Here is a 14,597-nt window from a genome sequence, read left to right on the forward strand (position 1 = left end):
GGATCCGTCCGGATCCGCGCCGCCGTGGTTCTCCTGTGCCGGCTCTCCCTGTCGGGTCAGCCGCTGACGACCATGTAGCCGAGGAGGCCCAGGGCGAGGGCGAGCAGCGCGACGAACGTGACCGTCGCCGCCATGCCGCCGGAGTCGCTGTCGCGGCGTCCCGTCTTTCCCCCGTTGCGCGCGTCCTGTGTGGCGGGTGTGTCCGTCACGCTCGCAGCGTTCTTCACGTGGTGCTCCTGTGGTGCTGTGTTGCCGGCCCCTGCCGTGGTCACCGGAGGGGATCTGATCGCGGCCTTCTGAGCCGTGTGGCACAGAGTAGCGGCTACTGGTCCAGACCAGTTCGCGGGGGCGTCACGCGTGAATCCCGGCCTGCTCAATCCTGTTGTACCAAGGCGGAGTTGCCCTCGCTGCGGCGGGTGTCCGACAACGCGCCCGCATCGACATCACGCGTTCGCAGACCGGCCGGATCCGAAACTACCGGACCGGCGGGAAGGACACCTGTCGACGGCGCCGGAAAAGGTCGCGATGTATGCCGGGGCGGGCCACGAGCCGTGGGCGTGAGGGGCGCGACGGCGGCGCGGCGGTGTGGGTTACGGCGCGGAAGTACCCGTTCGACGGAGCGATCCGGTCACCGGGCACGTATCACATGCCGACCGCACCTCCGCCAAGGAGACTCCCATGCGCACGGTATCCCCGCCCTGGACCTACACCCTCCAGCTCCCGCACGATCCCCGTGCTCCGGGCGTAGCGCGGCACACCCTGCGCGCGGTGCTGCATGCCCACCGGCTCGGCGCGCTCCTCGAGACCGCGGAGCTGCTCGCCGGCGAGCTCGTCACCAACGCGCTCCAGCACGCCGAGGGCACCTGCGGTCTGCGACTCCGCGAACCCGTGCCAGGGCGGCTGCGGATCGGAGTGTGGGACGCCAGCCCTGACATCCCGCCACCCTTCAAGGGGGACCCGACCGTCGCGCCCGACGGGGAGGCCGAGCACGGCAGAGGCCTGCGCATCGTGGAGATGTGCGCCGACAACTGGGGCGCGACCACACTCCATCAAGGCGGCAAGCTTCTGTGGGTGGAACTGGTCGAGGGCGACTGATCGTGCACGGCGTCGTTGCGCCTACCGGCCGACGTGGTCGAACTCGCCGACCCGCACGCCGAGCACGAACGCGTCCCACTTCTCGTGCGTCGTCGTGACGACACCGCCGATGCGGACGAGGCCGTCGGGGGTGTGGGTGACGTCTATGCACGGGCTGGCGCCGCCCGTTTTGAGGGCGTGGGTCAGCGACGCGAAGGCGTCCGGGGTGGCGTGGAGCCTCTGGCGCTCGCACTGACCACGGGAGAGCTGCCCGTGTACGGGGAGTCGGGCGGTCAAGCCGGCCCGGAAGGGACCCAGGCGGCCGTCCATTCGGCAGTGGAGTCGTAGCCGGCGGGGACGCGTCCGCACTCCGCGTACACGTCGACGAACAAGGTGGTCGTGGAGTCGTTCCATTTGACGTGGATCTGGTCGGGAGTGCCCGGGTGCCTGAAGGTGGAGCCCAGGGTGAGAGACCCGGAGCTTTCGCGGTTCCAGTCGCGGGTCAGCTCCCAGCCTCGCTCCGCCAACTGCTGACGCAGCCTGTCCTGGGAGGCGCGTGCCTGCTCCTCGGGGACGTCCTCGACGGACCAGGAGAGCCCGAAGCTGCGGACGTCGCGCCGTGCTTCGTCGATGTGCCCCAGGCTCTCGAGCCCGCGGTAGTAGCAGGCCCCGTCGCTCATACGGGCCGGCTGCACGGTGTGTGCTCCGGGCAGCCCGAAGGCGTCGTACGTCAGTTGGGAACGCTCCTTCAGGCGCCGCGCCACGGCGTCCGGGTCGGCCTTCGGGTACGGCGCGCCCTCCCACACGGCCTGCGCCCCGCGCGAGACCGCCATGGCGGCGCCGACAGTCAGCGTCCCGCCGACGGCCACGGCGAGCATCACGAGTACGGCGAACAGGGCCTTCGGGCGGCGGGAGGCATCAGGGGCGGCGTTGCCTCGCCCTCGGTTCACGGTCACGGGTCCGAGGCTAGGAATCGGGGGTGCGCGGCGCCTGAGTACGCGTACTCGAGTGCCACCGTGTTCCGACGAGTACGTCGCCGGGTATGTCGTCGAGCGGTGAAGCGGCTCGTGGCGTTGCGGCCGATTCCCTCCTGTGCCGACAGACGCCGCCCCTAAACTGACCGCAGTGGACTACCGGGCGCTGAAGGGCGGTTGACGGTGCGTAAGGCGTGGGTGGCCGCGGGAGCCTCGATCGGGTTCTGCCTGTGCTTCGTCGCGCTGCTCGTCGTCGGTACGTACTCGGCGGCGTCCGGGCTTCTCGGAGGGAACGGCAAGAACGGTGCCGTGGACCTCGCCAAGGGGGCCGTACCGGCGCGGTACCAGCCGTTGGTGCAGCGGTGGGGGAACCTCTGCCCGGCCATCAACCCGGCGCTGCTCGCGGCCCAGCTGTACCAGGAGAGCGGCTGGAACCCGAAAGCGCAGAGCCACGCCGCGGCGCAGGGCATCGCGCAGTTCATTCCGGGCACCTGGGCGACGCACGGAATCGACGGGGACAAGGACGGCGACCGCGATGTGTGGGACCCGGCGGACGCGATTCCGTCGGCGGCCTCGTACGACTGCGAACTGGCTGGATATGTTCGCAAGGCGCCGGGCGACCCGACCGACAACATGCTCGCCGCGTACAACGCCGGTGCGTACGCGGTCATCAAGCACGGCGGTGTTCCTCCGTACCGCGAGACCCAGAACTACGTGAAGGTCATCCGGACCCTGGAGAAGAGTTTCGCCCGGCCCGTCGGGCGGGTGGAGCCGTCGCGGCAGGCGGCCGGGGCCATCTACTTCGCCCAGCAGAAGCTCGGCACCAAATATCTGTGGGGTGGGAACGGGACGCCCGAGCAGGGTGGCCGTTTCGACTGCTCGGGGCTGACGCAGGCGGCCTACCGCACCGTGGGGATCGAGCTTCCGCGCGTGGCGAACGACCAGTACAACGCGGGACCGCACCCCTCGCGCGACGAGTTGCTGCCGGGCGATCTGGTCTTCTTCTCCGACGACTTGACCAACTCGCGGGCGATCCGGCACGTCGGGCTGTACGTCGGCGGCGGATACATGATCAACGCTCCGTACACCGGCGCGGTGATCCGGTTCGACAAGATCGACACTCCGGACTATTTCGGCGCGACCCGCGTCACCGAGGACGGTGCACGGGCGCTGCCGACGGACTTGCCCAAGGCTCCGAACGCTTGAGCGGAAGATGATCGAGTGGCCGGAATGCGACGGTCCCGGCAGGGCTCTGAGCTGCGATGACGTATCACTCTTCGGTAACGTCATCGTGATCGTTCGGTGGAGAGTGGAACGCAACCGCCGATGACGTCGTTCCCTGGGCAGGGAGGCCGCACTGACCATGCAGCAGACACCGCACTGACCACGGGGGTTGATAGGACGGCGCACAGGCACGTGCGTCCAGGTACAAGGCAAGGGGCCGCAGCAGATGGCTGGACTCGCAACGGACGGGGCGAACCCGGATGTCGGCCTGCTCTACGACATCAACGGCCTCGCCAAGGACGCGCCCACCTGGCTCGACCGCACGATGGAGTTCGTCGGTGAGTACGGGATCATGCTCGCCATGGTGCTGGTGGTGCTCTGGTGCTGGTGGAGCGTTCGCCGGCGCGGCACCGCGGAGGACTCGGTCTCGGCCGTCGCCGGGCTGGTCTGGGCACCCCTCGCGGCCGGAATCGCGCTGCTGATCAACATCCCCATCCGCGGTTTCGTCGAACGGCCACGGCCGTTCCTCGATCACCAGGGCCTTGAGGTCCTCGTCGCCGGCAAGACCGACTACTCGTTCGTCAGCGACCACGCGACGATGGCGATGGCGATCGCCGCGGGGCTCTTCGTGGCCCACCGGGGATTCGGCCTCGCCGCGCTCGGCCTCGCCGTCGCGGAGGGTTTCTGCCGGGTCTACATGGGAGTGCACTACCCGACCGACGTCATCGGCGGCTTCGCGCTCGGCACGGCGGTGGCGCTGCTGCTCGCCCCGCTCGCTCTCGCGCTGCTCACCCCGCTGGTCTCGGCGATCGCGGCATCGCGCCGTCTCGGGTGGCTCGTGAGGTCGAAGCGGGCCGCGGCAGCCGGTGCGCTGCAGCCGGAGACCCTGGACATCCCGGAGCCGAGGGCCGAGGGCCACGGCGAGAACGGCCTCGCCGCCTGAGCGCGGGCGAGCGACGTGGACGACTGCCGCCCTGGGCATGCCGGTTGTTGGAGGCTTCCACGCGTCTGACAGGCCGGGCGGGGACGTCACGAGCGGCCGAGGAACGGACGCACACCGAAGGGACGAGAACTGCGATGACCACGATCCTGGTGACCGGCGGCACAGGAACGCTCGGCCGGCTCGTCACCGAGCGGCTGCGCGCGGACGGGGCCGAGGTGCGGGTGCTCAGCCGGCACTCCCAGCCGTACGCCGTGGACCTGCGCGAGGGCACGGGGCTGGCCGCGGCCGTCGACGGCGTGGACACCGTCGTGCACTGCGCGAGCTCGCCGCGCGGCGGCGACGAGCAGGCCGCACGCCATCTGATCGAGGCGGCCCGCCAGGCCGGCGTGCGGCATCTGGTGTACATCTCGATCGTCGGCGTCGACCGGGTGCCGCTCGGCTACTACCGGACCAAGCACGCCGTCGAGGGACTGATCGAGGAATCGGGGCTCGGCTGGACCGTGCTGCGCACGACACAGTTCCACGACCTTGTGCTTCAGCTCCTGCAGGGCTTGGCGAAGCTGCCGGTCATGCCGCTCCCCGCGGGGGTCTCGGACCAGCCGATCGAGGTGGCGGAGGTCGCCGCCCGGCTGGCCGAGCTCGCGACCGGGGCGCCGGCGGGGAGGGTGCCGGACATGGGCGGCCCCGAGGTTCGTACGTTTCCGGAGCTGGCCCGGACCTATCTGCGCGCGAGCGGACGGCGCCGTCCGCTGCTGAACGTGCGCCTGACCGGCAAGGCATACCGCGGGTTCCGGGCGGGCGGGCATCTGGTGCCGGAGCGGGCACTGGGCAAGGTCACGTTCGAGCAGTTCATGGCGGGGCGTTTCCCTGCGCGAGGCTGACGACCGGGCGGGGAAGCGTGTCACGCGGCGTGCTCCCGTGAGCCGGGCCCCTTTGGTGGGACGTCGGCGCAGGCGGAACATATCGGCGGAGGGCGGGAGTTGGCGGAGCTCTCGTGCCTCTGGGCAGTTTCGGGGTCCTAGAGTGCCTGGGGGTAGTCGAAGAGGCGGTCCGGGTCGTACTGACGCTTCAGGCGGGTGAGCCGGTCGAGGGCCGGGCCGTAGTAGGCGCGGCGCCAGTCGGCCAGATTCGGGTCGGCGTAGTTCTGGTAAGCCGCACCCGACGCGTACCGGCGCATCGCCGTGTGGCTCTCCTTCAGCCAGCGCTGCTGGGCGGTGCCGCCGGTGCCCGGCTGCCAGGCGGCGATGTACTGGGCGAGCATCCGCGAGCGCCGGTGCACGAACGACGTCGCCAGTGGGTCCACCCGGTTCACCGCGCCGCCGAGCGCGGTGAGCGCGATCGAACCGGCGCCGCCGCCCGCGTTCGCCGGGATGCGGGTGAACGCCTCTGCCGCCGCGATCAGCGCGCGCCGCCCGCCCGCCGGGAGGTCCCGGTCGAAGAAGTCGGAGGCCGAGGCGTACGTCTCCCGGGGCAGCGCGCCCTCCCGGTCGCGGCCCGGAGTGGTGCCCGGCAGATGACACTGCGCGTCGGTCAGGGACAGGCAGCCCGCGTAGCCGAGCATCGCGTCCCGGTAGCTGCGGGGGCGCAGCGCGACCGACGACGCCGGTGAGCCGACCGCGTCCGCGAGCCGGTCGACCGCGTTCCGCAGGTCGCTCTCCCGGCCGAGAGTGAAGGCGGAGACCGAGAGCGTGGGCCGGGAGCCGCCGGGACCGGCGGCGAGATGGAGCGAGGACCAGATCTCGTCCGGCTGTTCCGGCCCCCAGCCCTGCCATGCGGAGAGCACCGACTCCGCTTTCGCCCAGGGCCAGTTGAGGAAGGCGGTGACGGTGTCGGGTGTGGGGTGCGTACGGAACCGGAGCCGGGTCACGACACCGAAGTTGCCGTTGCCCGCGCCGCGCAGCGCCCAGAAGAGGTCCTTGTTCTCGTCCGCGCTCGCGGTGAGCTGCCGGCCGTCGGCGGTGACGATCGTCGCCTCGGTGAGACTGTCGCACGTCAGGCCGTAGGCGCGGGAGCTGACGCCGTGGCCGCCGCCGAGGGTCAGGCCGGAGACGCCGACCGTGGGGCAGGAACCGGCGGGGATGGTGCGCCCGTGCCGGGCCAGGGCCCTGTAGACGTCGACGAGTTTGGCGCCCGCGCCGATCGAACCGTCGGCCTCGACCCGGTCCAGGGAGGAGACGTCGATGACGAGGCGTCCGTTGCCGGAGGACCAGCCGCCGTAGGAGTGGCCGCCGTTGCGGATGGACACCGGGGTGCCGTGAGCCTTCGCGTAGGCGAGGCATTCCTTCACGTCGTCCTCGCCGGCCACATAGGCGACGGCGGCGGGCTTAAGGGCGTCGAAGCGCGTGTTGTACAGCTGCCGGGCGCTCGCGTACGCGGCGTCCCCCGGCCGGATCAGCCTGCCGTCGAGACCACGGCCGAGGGCGGCCCAGTCGGGGGCGGATGACGTGGCGGCGGACGGTCGGGGCGGGGTGGGCGTGGTGGCAGTGCCGCTCGGCGCGGCTGCTTCCTCGCTCTTGCCTGTACAGCCCGTAGCGACCGTCGCGGTGAGGGCGACAGCGGTGGTGAGCAGCGCACGCCGGTCCATGGAACCTCCTGGGGAACGAGACGGCTCCCGGAGCGTGCAGGTTCCCGCGCTGGTGAGCTCATGCGCACCGGGACACGCGGGCCGCACGGGGATATCAGGCCGTGGGGGCGTGGGCATGGGTGCGGGCATCGGCACGGGCCCGGTCCCGTGACCGTCGTGCCGGGCCCGACCATCCGCAGGTGCAGCGGGCGAGGGCGAACGAGCCGCGTTCGACGGTCGTGGTCACGTGCGGCGTCAGAGCGTCGGCGGAGGGGTCCTGCGGGATCACGGCTCCACCGTACTGCTGCCACCAAGGCCGCAAAGGCCGGGGCGGCGTGACGACGCGACGAGGCCGTCGTTATGCGAATGGGTGTCCCCAGGCTTCCTCCGGCTCGAGGGAAGGGCGGGGCTCGTACAAGCAGCGGTCCGGCGTTGGGGGTTGGCAGGCGATGGTGGTGCAACAGCACGTGCGCAGGGGCGGGGCGTTCGCCGTCGCGGCAGCCGTGGCCGTGGTGACGGCCACCGGATGCTCGGGCGGCGGCGCCGCCGCGGAGGAGGGCAGGAGCGGTGCGGGCGGGGCCGGCGGCTCGGCCGACGAGGTGCGCAGCGCCGCGGACACCCTCGCGGAAGCCGGGAGTTCCAAGGCCCGTACGTCCCTGGAGATGGCCAGCGGCGGGACCCGGGTCACCATTCGCGGCGAGGGCGGGTACGACTTCGAGCGCGGCATGGGGCGGCTTCGGGTGGTTCTTCCGCCGGACGCGGCCGGCGAGGACGAGCACAAACCGATCACCGAACTGCTGACGCCCGGCGCCTTGTACATGAAGAACCGGGGCGCGGGCGTGCCCGCGGACAAGTGGGTCAGGGTCGACACGACCACCCTGGACGACGGGAACCTGGTCACGGGAGGCGCGACCGACCCGCTCGCCGCGGCGGCGCTGCTGCGCGGCGCGGACCGGGTGACATATGTCGGCGACGTCGAGCTCGCCGGCCAGAAGGTACGGCACTTCCGGGGCACCACCGACATCGGGCGCGCCGCGCGGGTCGCGGAACCGCATGCCAGGGCGTCGCTGACCGCGGCGGCGAAAGGGTTCGTCAAGGGCGCGGTGCCGTTCGACGCCTACCTCGACGACCAGGGCAGGCTGCGCAAGGTGAAGCACCGTTTCACCTTCGCCAACGAAGGCAGCACGGTCGACGTGACGTCGACCACGGTCCTCTTCGACTTCGGGGAACGGGTCGTCGTACGGCTTCCGGACAAGAGAGACATCTACGCAGGCAAGGTCGAAGCCTGAGACGCGGCGCACGGAGGCGTCGGCGGGGGAGGTCAGGGGGATCTGAGCCGGGAGAGTCAGGGCCGAAATGGTCCGGACGTGCCATGCGCGGCGCGTGCACCGCTCCCTACGCTAGGAAACCGACACCGGCCGGAAGAGGTGAATGCGCGTGGCTCCGCCCAGTACGACGACCGTCCAGGACGACCACGTGGCCCTCGCCGAGATCGAGCTGTGCGGCGAGCTGATGATCGCCGCGTCGGCCGCGCACGAGGAGCGCCTCAGCGCGGACCGTATCGACGAGGTGCTGATGGTGGCGGCGGAGCGCACTCGCCGCCAGTGACCCCGGGATCGACCCGGACCGACGAGATCAAGCCACATGCCGCGCCCGCCGGGGCGCGGCCGCCGCTCGGAGCGGACCGGGATCGGGGGCGGGTGCGGGGTCGGCCCGGGTCAGGTGCGGAGCAGGCGGGCGATCGCCTTCGTCGCTTCCTCGACCTTGGCGTCGATCTCGTCGCCGCCCTTCACCGCGGCATCCGCGACGCAGTGCCGCAGGTGCTCCTCAAGCAACTGGAGCGCGAACGACTGCAGGGCCTTGGTGGAGGCCGAGACCTGGGTGAGTATGTCGATGCAGTAGACGTCCTCGTCGACCATCCGCTGCAGCCCGCGGATCTGGCCCTCGATCCGCCGCAGGCGCTTGAGGTGCTCGTCCTTCTGCTTGTGGTACCCGTGCACGCCGCGGTCGTGGTCGGTTTCGTGGTCCGTGACCGGGGGGCCGGCCGCCTCGGTGGTCGTCATCGCGTCCTCCCGTTGTCCAGAAAGGGGTTGTATACCCCTCGTGGGTATATGTTAACGAATCGTGCGGAATCCGGTGGGGGCCCGTGCTGATCGCCTTGCCCCATGGGCGACACTGGGATACTGCCGGTTAGCCGTGGCCGGATGATGCGCCTAGCATCAGCCTGACCGAATCCAAGCACCCCGAGGACCCCACGTGCGATTTCGTCTGACCCCCAGGGAGACGAGCTTCTACGACATGTTCTCCGCATCCGCGGACAACATCGTCACGGGCTCGAAGCTCCTGATGGAACTGCTCGGAGCGGAGTCCTCCGCCAGGGCCGAGATCGCGGAACGGATGCGGGCAGCCGAGCACGCCGGGGACGACGCGACCCACGCGATCTTCCACCAGCTGAACTCCTCGTTCATCACGCCGTTCGACCGCGAGGACATCTACAACCTCGCCTCGTCCCTCGACGACATCATGGACTTCATGGAGGAGGCCGTCGACCTCGTCGTCCTCTACCAGGTCGAGGAACTGCCCAAGGGTGTCGAGCAGCAGATCGAGGTCCTCGCGAGGGCGGCCGAGCTGACCGCCGAGGCCATGCCGCACCTGCGGACGATGGACAACCTCACCGAGTACTGGATCGAGGTCAACCGGCTGGAGAACCAGGCGGACCAGATCCACCGCAAGCTTCTCGCCCACCTCTTCAACGGCAAGTACGACGCCATCGAGGTCCTCAAGCTCAAGCAGATCGTCGATGTGCTCGAGGAGGCCGCGGACGCGTTCGAGCACGTCGCGAACACGGTGGAGACCATCGCGGTCAAGGAGTCCTGAACCTCGTGGACACCTTTGCCCTGGTCGTGACCATCGGGGTCGCGCTCTTCTTCACGTACACCAACGGCTTCCACGACTCCGCGAACGCGATCGCGACGTCCGTCTCCACCCGGGCACTGACGCCGCGCGTGGCGCTGGCGATGGCCGCGGTGATGAACCTCGCGGGCGCCTTCCTCGGACAGGGCGTCGCCAAGACCGTCAGCGAAGGACTCATCGAGACGCCCGTCGGGGCGCGGGGGATGGGGATCCTCTTCGCCGCGCTGGTCGGTGCGATCGTCTGGAACCTGATCACCTGGTACTTCGGCCTGCCGTCGTCCTCGTCGCACGCGCTGTTCGGCGGCATGGTCGGCGCGGCGCTCGCCGGCGGGACCGAGGTGATCTGGACCGGTGTGCTCGAGAAGATCGTCATCCCGATGTTCGTCTCGCCCGTGGTCGGCCTGGTCATCGGCTATCTGGTGATGGTCGCGATCATGTGGATGTTCCGCAAGGCGAACCCGCACAAGGCGAAGCGCGGCTTCCGTATCGCGCAGACCGTCTCCGCGGCGGGCATGGCGCTCGGTCACGGTCTCCAGGACGCGCAGAAGACCATGGGCATCGTGGTGATGGCGCTGGTCATCGCCGATGTCGAGAACGCCGGCGACCCGATCCCGACGTGGGTCAAGATCGCGTGTGCGGTGATGCTGTCGCTGGGCACGTACGCGGGTGGCTGGCGCATCATGCGGACACTCGGCCGCAAGATCATCGAACTGGATCCGCCACAGGGGTTCGCGGCGGAGACGACGGGTGCGTCGATCATGTTCGGCTCGGCGTTCCTCTTCCACGCGCCGATCTCGACGACGCATGTGATCACGTCGGCGATCATGGGTGTGGGCGCGACGAAGCGCGTGAACGCGGTGCGCTGGGGTGTCGCGAAGAACATCATCCTCGGGTGGTTCATCACGATGCCGGCGGCGGCGATGGTGGCGGCGGCGAGCTATGGCGTCGTCTACGTGATCTTCGGCTGACGGCGGGGTGGGCGGGGCGGGTCGCCTGCGGCGAGCTGCCCCCCACCCCGCCCCCTCCCGAATCCGGGCCAAGCCCCGGCCCCGTTCCCCCTACGGCCTGGCGGCCGTGGGGGCCCGTTTTTATGGAAGCCCGGGCAGGCCCGGGACCCGTCTGGCGTTCCCCGCGGTTACGGCCTGGCCGACCGCGGCTGCGCCGGCGCCTGCTGCGCCGCACCCGCCGGCCTTGCGCTGCGCGTCCAAGCCCGCCCACGGTGTCGACCCGAGCCACGCCGGGCCCCCGGCCCGCCGGCAGCGTCGCATCGGCCTCGCTGATGCGGACGTCTTCAGCTCCGCCGGCGCACTGGGAGGGCGACCCCGAGGTCAAGTCTCCTGATGATGGGGCGGACCCGATAAGGCTGCCCAGTTCGAGCCCCGCTGGCATCCAAGATGAAGGCGTCCCGGGTAGCTCCCTGACGAGTCGGGCAGGTCAATCCTCGTCGGTGGCGCTTGAGGCGCAGGATTTCGGGGCGGTGCCCAGGCGGGCGGGCGGGTTCGGATCCGTCGGCGAGGGGTGCGGGTGGCGAGCCCCGCCCGGGCAGGTTCAGCGCCGTCGGCGTTTGGGGCGCATGGCGCTGGGGCGGCGACCCTGGCAAGTTCTAGACCCGCCGGCGTTTGAGGCGCGGGGTTCGGGGCGGGGCCACGACGAGCGGGCAAGTTCTAGCCCCGTCGGCGTTTGAGGCGCGGGGTTCGGGGCGGGGCCACGACGAGCGGGCAAGTTCTAGCCCCGTCGGCGTTTGAGGCGCCGGGGCCCGGGGGGAAGGGGTGGGCCCGCCCCCCGGGAGAGGGGCGGGCCCGTCGTCGTGCGGGTGGCACCGCCATGCAGCACCCGCAGACGCCTTATCCGAAGCGCCCCGAAATGTAGTCCTCGGTCGCCTGGACGGACGGGTTGGCGAAGATCCGCTCGGTGTCGTCTATCTCGACGAGCTTGCCGGGCTGCCCGACGGCCGCCAGATTGAAGAAGGCCGTGCGGTCCGAGACGCGCGCCGCCTGCTGCATGTTGTGCGTCACGATGACGATCGTGAAGCGCTCCTTCAGCTCGCCGATCAGGTCCTCGATCGCCAGCGTCGAGATCGGGTCGAGCGCCGAGCAGGGCTCGTCCATCAGCAGCACGTCCGGCTCGACCGCGATCGCGCGGGCGATGCACAGACGCTGCTGCTGTCCGCCGGACAGGCCGGAGCCGGGCTTGTTCAGCCGGTCCTTGACCTCGTTCCAGAGGTTCGCGCCCTTCAGGGAGCGCTCGACGATCTCCGCCAGCTGGTTCTTCTTGTACGAGCCGTTCAGCCGCAGGCCCGCCGCCACGTTGTCGAAGATCGACATGGTGGGGAAGGGGTTCGGCCGCTGGAAGACCATGCCGACCGTGCGGCGCACGGCGACGGGGTCGACGTGCGAGGCGTACAGGTCCTGGTCGTCCAGCAGGACCTTGCCCTCGACGCGGCCGCCGGGCGTCACCTCGTGCATGCGGTTCAGCGTGCGCAGGAAGGTGGACTTGCCGCAGCCGGACGGGCCGATGAAGGCGGTCACGGAGCGGGGCTCCACGGTCATGGAGATGTCGTCGATCGCCTTGTGGGAGCCGTAGTAGGCGGTCAGGCCGGACACATCGATTCGCTTGGCCATGGTGGTTCTACTTTCCGGTCTTCGGGGCCTTCCAGCGGGCGATGCCGCGGGCCACCAGGTTGAGGATCATGACGAAGGCGATCAGGACCAGGGCGGCGCCCCAGGCGCGCGCGATCGAGGCGTCCGTGCCGACGGCGTACTGCTCGTACACGTAGAGCGGCAGCGAGGACTGGGCGCCTTCGAAGGGGTTCGGGTTGATCAGCTTCGTGCCGAAAACGAGCAGCAGCACCGGGGCGGTCTCACCCGTGACTCGCGCGACGGCGAGCATCACGCCGGTGGTGATGCCACCGATCGCGGTGGGCAGGACCACCTTCAGGATCGTGCGCCACTTGGGCACGCCGAGGGCCAGCGAGGCCTCGCGCAGCTCGTTCGGGACCAGCTTCAGCATTTCCTCGGTGGAGCGGACGACCACCGGCATCATCAGGATGGCGAGGGCGATGCCGCCGGCGAAACCGGAGGGTCCGAAGCCCAGCATCAGGTTCCACGTCGCGAGGACGAACAGTCCCGCGACGATCGACGGGATGCCGGTCATGACGTCGACGAAGAAGGTGACGGCCTTGGCCAGCTTTCCGCGCCCGTACTCGACGAGGTAGATCGCGGTGAGCAGGCCGATGGGGGTCGCGACGACCGCGGCGATGAGGACCTGCTCGATGGTGCCGAGCAGGGCGTGGTAGATGCCGCCGCCGGGCTCGGCGTCGAGGACGCCGTTCATGGAGTGGCCGAGGAAGTAGCCGTCGACCACCTCCATGCCCTTGGTGATCGTGACCCAGCCCAGCGAGAACAGCGGCACGACGGCCAGGACGAAGCACACCCAGACGAGGCTGGTGGCGACGCGGTCCTTGGCCTGGCGGGAGTTCTCGACCTTCGTGGTGATCAGGTAGGTGGCGAGTACGAAGAGCAGGGCGGCGATCATGCCCCACTGGACGCGGCTCTGCCAGCCGGCGGCCAGGCCGATGGCGCAGCCCGCGGCGATCGAGCCGACGGCGATGGCGGCCGGGGCCCAGCGCGGGAGGCGGGCGTGGGAGAGGGGGCCGGAGCTCACGGGGGTCAGCGGACGGTCCTTGACGAGCTGGCTCATGCGTTGGCCCCCGAGTACTCCTTGCGGCGGGCGATGATCGCGCGGGCCGCTCCGTTGACCAGCAGAGTGATCACGAACAGGACGAGGCCGGAGGCGATCAGCGCGTCACGGCCGAACTCGTCCGCCTCGTTGAACTTCGCGGCGATGTTCTGCGCGAACGTGCCGCCGCCCGGGTCCAGCAGGTGCCCCGAGATGATGAAGCTCGGCGACAGGACGACGGCGACGGCCATCGTCTCGCCGAGCGCACGGCCGAGGCCCAGCATGGAGGCGCTGATGATGCCGGAGCGGCCGAAGGGCAGCACCGAGATCCGGATGACCTCCCAGCGGGTGGCGCCGAGCGCCAGGGCGGCCTCTTCGTGCATCTTCGGCACCTGGAGGAAGACCTCGCGGGTGACGTTGGTGATGATCGGCAGGATCATGATCGCGAGGAGGATGCCCACGGTGAAAAGGTTGCGGGCGACGCCTTCGCCGGTCTTGTCGAAGATGTACGTCCAGCCGAGGTAGTCGTTGAGCCAGCTGTTCAGGCCGTCGAGGTAGGGGACCAGGAAGATGGCGCCCCAGAGGCCGTAGATGATGCTGGGCACGGCGGCGAGCAGGTCGACGACGTAGGCGAGCGGGGCGGCGATCTTCCGCGGCGCGTAGTGCGAGATGAACAGCGCGATGCCGACCGCGACCGGGACGGCGATGACCATCGCGATGACCGAGCTCACGACCGTGCCGAAGGCGAGGACGGCGATGCCGAAGACCGGCGGGCTGCCGGCCGGGTTCCACTCCGAGCTGGTGAGGAAGTTGGCGTCGTCCTTCGAGATGGCGATGCCGGCGCGGTACGCGAGGAATCCCGCGATCGCGGCCATGATCACCAGCAGGGATATGCCCGCCCCCCGGGACAGGCCCAGGAAGATGCGGTCACCAGGACGTGGTTTGCCGTGGGTGGCGCTCTCTTCTCGGGGCGCGCGGGGCGGTGGGGCTGATGTGGTGGTTGCTGTATCCATCGGGGTCTCCGGTCTGCGGAGCGGGCGGGCTCCAGGCGGCGGTGCACCGGATGCCGGGGCCGGCCCGCGGTGGCGGGCCGGCCCCGGCCGGACATCAGGACAGGGTGGGGACGATCTCGCGGACCTTGGCCGCGATCTCGGCCGGCAGCGGGGCGTAGCCGGCGTCGGCGAGGACCTTCTGGCCCTCCTCGCCGACCGTGTAGTTCAGGAAGGCC

At 70.3% G+C, this 14,597-nt stretch carries 17 protein-coding genes and 1 pseudogene; 8 read left to right on the forward strand and 10 right to left on the reverse strand.

Annotated features, from left to right (window positions below; translation table 11 throughout):
- Nucleotides 1-56: 56 nt before the first annotated feature.
- Nucleotides 57-227: a hypothetical protein gene (locus ABZ070_RS28190; RefSeq protein ID WP_356638145.1), complete on the reverse strand. Its 171-nt coding sequence runs from the start codon at nt 225-227 to the stop codon at nt 57-59.
- A gap of 451 nt (nt 228-678) precedes the next feature.
- Between ABZ070_RS28190 and ABZ070_RS28195 the strand changes: the two genes are divergently transcribed.
- Nucleotides 679-1,095: an ATP-binding protein gene (locus tag ABZ070_RS28195; protein ID WP_356638146.1), complete on the forward strand. Its 417-nt coding sequence runs from the start codon at nt 679-681 to the stop codon at nt 1,093-1,095.
- Nucleotides 1,096-1,116: 21 nt separating this feature from the next.
- Here the strand turns inward: ABZ070_RS28195 and ABZ070_RS28200 are convergent, their stop codons facing one another.
- Both ABZ070_RS28200 and ABZ070_RS28205 read right to left on the reverse strand, forming a co-directional pair.
- A complete protein-coding gene (locus ABZ070_RS28200) occupies nt 1,117-1,371 on the reverse strand; it encodes a hypothetical protein (protein ID WP_356638147.1) in 255 nt (84 codons plus the stop codon).
- A complete protein-coding gene (locus tag ABZ070_RS28205) occupies nt 1,368-2,030 on the reverse strand; it encodes a hypothetical protein (protein WP_356638148.1) in 663 nt (220 codons plus the stop codon). The genes ABZ070_RS28200 and ABZ070_RS28205 overlap by 4 nt, the downstream gene beginning before the upstream one ends.
- 201 nt (nt 2,031-2,231) lie before the next feature.
- Between ABZ070_RS28205 and ABZ070_RS28210 the strand changes: the two genes are divergently transcribed.
- From ABZ070_RS28210 to ABZ070_RS28220, 3 genes are all read left to right on the forward strand, one after another.
- A complete protein-coding gene (locus ABZ070_RS28210; protein WP_356638149.1) occupies nt 2,232-3,254 on the forward strand; it encodes a bifunctional lytic transglycosylase/C40 family peptidase in 1,023 nt (340 codons plus the stop codon).
- A 244-nt stretch (nt 3,255-3,498) separates the two neighbouring features.
- Nucleotides 3,499-4,215 carry a phosphatase PAP2 family protein gene (locus ABZ070_RS28215; protein ID WP_356638150.1) on the forward strand — a complete coding sequence of 239 codons (717 nt, stop codon included), beginning with the start codon at nt 3,499-3,501 and terminating at the stop codon, nt 4,213-4,215.
- Nucleotides 4,216-4,349: 134 nt separating this feature from the next.
- On the forward strand, nt 4,350-5,096 hold the full coding sequence (locus tag ABZ070_RS28220) for an NAD(P)H-binding protein (RefSeq protein WP_356638151.1): 747 nt from the start codon (nt 4,350-4,352) through the stop codon (nt 5,094-5,096).
- Nucleotides 5,097-5,233: 137 nt separating this feature from the next.
- Here ABZ070_RS28220 and ABZ070_RS28225 read toward each other — a convergent pair whose 3' ends face one another.
- Together ABZ070_RS28225 and ABZ070_RS28230 are read right to left on the reverse strand one after the other, a co-directional pair.
- Nucleotides 5,234-6,799 (reverse strand): FAD-binding oxidoreductase, encoded by a 1,566-nt coding sequence (locus tag ABZ070_RS28225; RefSeq protein WP_356638152.1) that lies wholly within the window; start codon nt 6,797-6,799, stop codon nt 5,234-5,236.
- A 94-nt stretch (nt 6,800-6,893) separates the two neighbouring features.
- Nucleotides 6,894-7,067, reverse strand: a complete 174-nt coding sequence (locus ABZ070_RS28230; protein WP_356638153.1) for a hypothetical protein — start codon at nt 7,065-7,067, stop codon at nt 6,894-6,896.
- A 160-nt stretch (nt 7,068-7,227) separates the two neighbouring features.
- Here ABZ070_RS28230 and ABZ070_RS28235 point away from each other — a divergent pair, with 160 nt between their 5' ends.
- Complete coding sequence (locus ABZ070_RS28235; RefSeq protein ID WP_356638154.1) at nt 7,228-8,067, forward strand: hypothetical protein; 840 nt, start codon at nt 7,228-7,230, stop codon at nt 8,065-8,067.
- A gap of 148 nt (nt 8,068-8,215) precedes the next feature.
- Nucleotides 8,216-8,386, forward strand: coding sequence for a hypothetical protein (locus ABZ070_RS28240; protein ID WP_356638161.1), 171 nt, complete (start codon nt 8,216-8,218; stop codon nt 8,384-8,386).
- 110 nt (nt 8,387-8,496) lie between these two features.
- Here ABZ070_RS28240 and ABZ070_RS28245 read toward each other — a convergent pair whose 3' ends face one another.
- Nucleotides 8,497-8,841 carry a metal-sensitive transcriptional regulator gene (locus tag ABZ070_RS28245; RefSeq protein ID WP_356638155.1) on the reverse strand — a complete coding sequence of 115 codons (345 nt, stop codon included), beginning with the start codon at nt 8,839-8,841 and terminating at the stop codon, nt 8,497-8,499.
- A 193-nt stretch (nt 8,842-9,034) separates the two neighbouring features.
- On the opposite strand from ABZ070_RS28245, the gene ABZ070_RS28250 reads away from it, so the two are divergent.
- Both ABZ070_RS28250 and ABZ070_RS28255 read left to right on the forward strand, forming a co-directional pair.
- Complete coding sequence (locus tag ABZ070_RS28250; RefSeq protein WP_356638156.1) at nt 9,035-9,655, forward strand: DUF47 family protein; 621 nt, start codon at nt 9,035-9,037, stop codon at nt 9,653-9,655.
- Between the two features lie 5 nt (nt 9,656-9,660).
- Entirely contained in the window at nt 9,661-10,659 is a 999-nt protein-coding gene (locus tag ABZ070_RS28255) for an inorganic phosphate transporter (RefSeq protein ID WP_356638157.1), read from the forward strand.
- Between the two features lie 876 nt (nt 10,660-11,535).
- On the opposite strand, the gene pstB is transcribed toward ABZ070_RS28255, so the two are convergent.
- The 4 genes and pseudogenes from pstB to ABZ070_RS28275 all read right to left on the reverse strand — a co-directional run.
- Nucleotides 11,536-12,312, reverse strand: a complete 777-nt coding sequence (gene pstB / locus ABZ070_RS28260) for a phosphate ABC transporter ATP-binding protein PstB (RefSeq protein ID WP_356638158.1) — start codon at nt 12,310-12,312, stop codon at nt 11,536-11,538.
- A 7-nt stretch (nt 12,313-12,319) separates the two neighbouring features.
- Complete coding sequence (gene pstA, locus ABZ070_RS28265; RefSeq protein WP_356638159.1) at nt 12,320-13,390, reverse strand: phosphate ABC transporter permease PstA; 1,071 nt, start codon at nt 13,388-13,390, stop codon at nt 12,320-12,322.
- Nucleotides 13,387-14,382 carry a phosphate ABC transporter permease subunit PstC gene (pstC, locus tag ABZ070_RS28270; protein ID WP_356638160.1) on the reverse strand — a complete coding sequence of 332 codons (996 nt, stop codon included), beginning with the start codon at nt 14,380-14,382 and terminating at the stop codon, nt 13,387-13,389. Before pstC ends, pstA begins: the two co-directional genes overlap by 4 nt.
- Nucleotides 14,383-14,476: 94 nt before the next feature.
- Nucleotides 14,477-14,597: pseudogene (locus ABZ070_RS28275) on the reverse strand (phosphate ABC transporter substrate-binding protein PstS); the annotation flags it as partial.

Source organism: Streptomyces sp. NPDC006283 (genome assembly GCF_040613325.1).
Taxonomy (GTDB): Bacteria; Actinomycetota; Actinomycetes; order Streptomycetales; family Streptomycetaceae; genus Streptomyces.